The organism is Sphingomonas sp., assembly GCF_019242355.1.
Taxonomy (GTDB): Bacteria; Pseudomonadota; Alphaproteobacteria; order Sphingomonadales; family Sphingomonadaceae; genus Sphingomicrobium.
The window spans coordinates 1-2,174 of sequence record NZ_JAFAVR010000264.1 but is presented as its reverse complement, the minus strand read 5'-3'; the positions used below and the strand labels follow the sequence as shown (position 1 = coordinate 2,174).

The following is a 2,174-nucleotide window of genomic DNA, read 5'->3' as shown; positions in this document are numbered from 1 at the left end:
CTGGAATTCGAGGAAGCCCCACGTCTCTGGGCGGTGCATGTTGATCGCCCACTGCGGCGACCAGACCCAGTTGTGCTCTGGCCGGTTCTGTATCTTCACGTACTTGCCGTCCGCGACCTCGAGATCCCACTCCACGCGCGAGAAATTGATCCGCCACCGATCGCCATCCCGCGGCGGGAGCCTCGTGCCCGCAACTGGGCGCAGCGCCTTCCAAGGAATGGCAATTGTCGCCGTCCAGCCCTGGAATCCTCGGCTTGAAGGGACCGTCGGTCGGTTCAGCTGGCCGAAGAGCTTCACGCCGGTGCGGAGGCCTTCGATATTGAATGCATCTACGGCCGGGCCCCCATCCCGGTAGGGCTTGGGCAGCAGTAGATCCCAGACGGTGTTGAGCGCGTTCATCTCGAACTCGACATAGTTGTGGTTGTCGCCATCCGGATCGAGGAACACCTCGAAGTCATTATCGTGAAAGATCACCGAGTCGCGCTCGGTGAGCGTCGCCCAGAGTTGCGGCTCGACCATTTCCGCGCCGATATAGAGGCACCGGGCGTCCCACAGCATCTTCACCCTGGTGCGCAGACTCGGCTTGGCGAGCCCCTCGATGTCAATGAAATCTTCGGTCCAGGGCGCCGCCGCCCACTGCTTGTGCCCGAGATGCCCATCCATCGGCGGCGCGGAAGCGACCCGAACACAGCCGTAGCTCCTCGGTTGCGGCGGCGCGTGGGGGAGCGGACCGACCGGATCGATTTGGGCCATGGCGATTGCAGCGAGAGTGGCGAGCATCAGGTTGCCGGGGAGAGCCGCAGGCTCGGCTGGGCCGCCACTTGCACCACCGCAGTCTCAGGCATCGGCATACGTGCGGGGACCAGCGTAGACACGCCGGGTTCATTCATCGTCACGCCGAGCCAGACCGGCGCGCGCTCGATGGTAGTCGGGTTGTGGGTGATCACGATGAACTGAGTGATCTTCGAGAATTCGACCAGCACGTCGGCAAACCGCTCGACATTGCGGCCATCCAGCGGCGCGTCGACCTCGTCGAGCACGACCAGCGGCGACGGCTTCGTGCTGAGCAGTGCAAAGAGAAATCCCGATGCACAGAGCGCTCTCTCGCCGCCGCTCAGCAACTCCAGCCGCTGCTTTTTCTTACCGGGGAGCTGAACCTCGATCTCGATCCCGCTCTCCAGGATTGAGCTCGGATTGTCGAGGAACATCTTGCCCTCGCCGCCGCCAAACAGCTTCTGGAACATCTCGCCGTAGGCAACTTGCACCTTCGCAAAGGTGTCCAGGAACTGGTCGCGCGTCAGCTTGTCCAGCTCGCTCATGCTCGCCTGCACCTGCTCGATTCCTTCCAGGATGTCGGCGCGCTGCGCGGTCAGCTCATCGTGCCGGCCCGTAAGCCGCTCGTAGGCCTCGTCCGCCCCAATGTTGACCATTCCCATGGCGCGAAGCTCGCGTCGCAGACGGCCCGCCAGGGGCGCAGCATCCGGGGGCACCTCAATAGCGGGAGCCTGGACCAGCGCGTCTTGGGCGGAGATGCCATATTCTTCGAGCAGCCGCTCCTCGGCGGCGGCGCGTCGGGATTCTGCCCGCGCCCGGCCCAACTCGGCCTGATGGTTCGCGCCTGCGATTGCGGCCACGTTCGCCCGTACGTTCTTCGCCTGCTGCCCGAGCGCAAGGCAACTCGCCATTTGTTCGTCGCGCTGCCCCTGTAGGGTGGACAAAATCGTCTTCGTCTGCGCTTGGAGGGCATCCTGTTGCGTCAAATCAGCCCTGCAGCGCTCGATCTCGGCCGTCCACCTGATCCTGTCCGGGCCGAGGCTGCCGAGTCGCCGACCTCGCGTTGTCTCCGCTTGCCGTATCGATTCCAGCCGCCGCTCAGAGTTGGCGAGCCGCGTCTTTGCCTCGTCGACTCCTTTCTGTGCCTCCTGCAATCGCTGCTTGGCCAAATTGGAGTCGGCCGACGAACTGGCGAGCTGGGCTACGAGGCTGTCCCGCCGCCGCTCGACGCCTTCGACATCCGCTTCCTCCGGCAGCTCCACCGGCGCGGCGAGTGCCGTCTGCTCCGCGAGAAGCCGCTCCTTCGCACGGGTCGCCACCTGCAGCTCGTGCGCCAAGGTCGCTTGGTAGTGCCGCGCCTCGCGCAGTTCGTTCTCCGTTCCTGCGAGCGCCTCACGCGC

The 2,174-nt window shown here is 64.8% G+C and carries 2 protein-coding genes; both read right to left on the bottom strand.

The features are described from left to right. On the bottom strand, positions 1-780 hold a 780-nt coding region (locus tag JOZ79_RS12615), incomplete at its 3' end, for a carbohydrate-binding family 9-like protein (RefSeq protein ID WP_294074744.1). Then, the coding region (locus tag JOZ79_RS12610) for an AAA family ATPase (RefSeq protein WP_294074742.1) at positions 780-2,174 on the bottom strand (1,395 nt) is incomplete at its 5' end. The genes JOZ79_RS12615 and JOZ79_RS12610, both read right to left, overlap by 1 nt.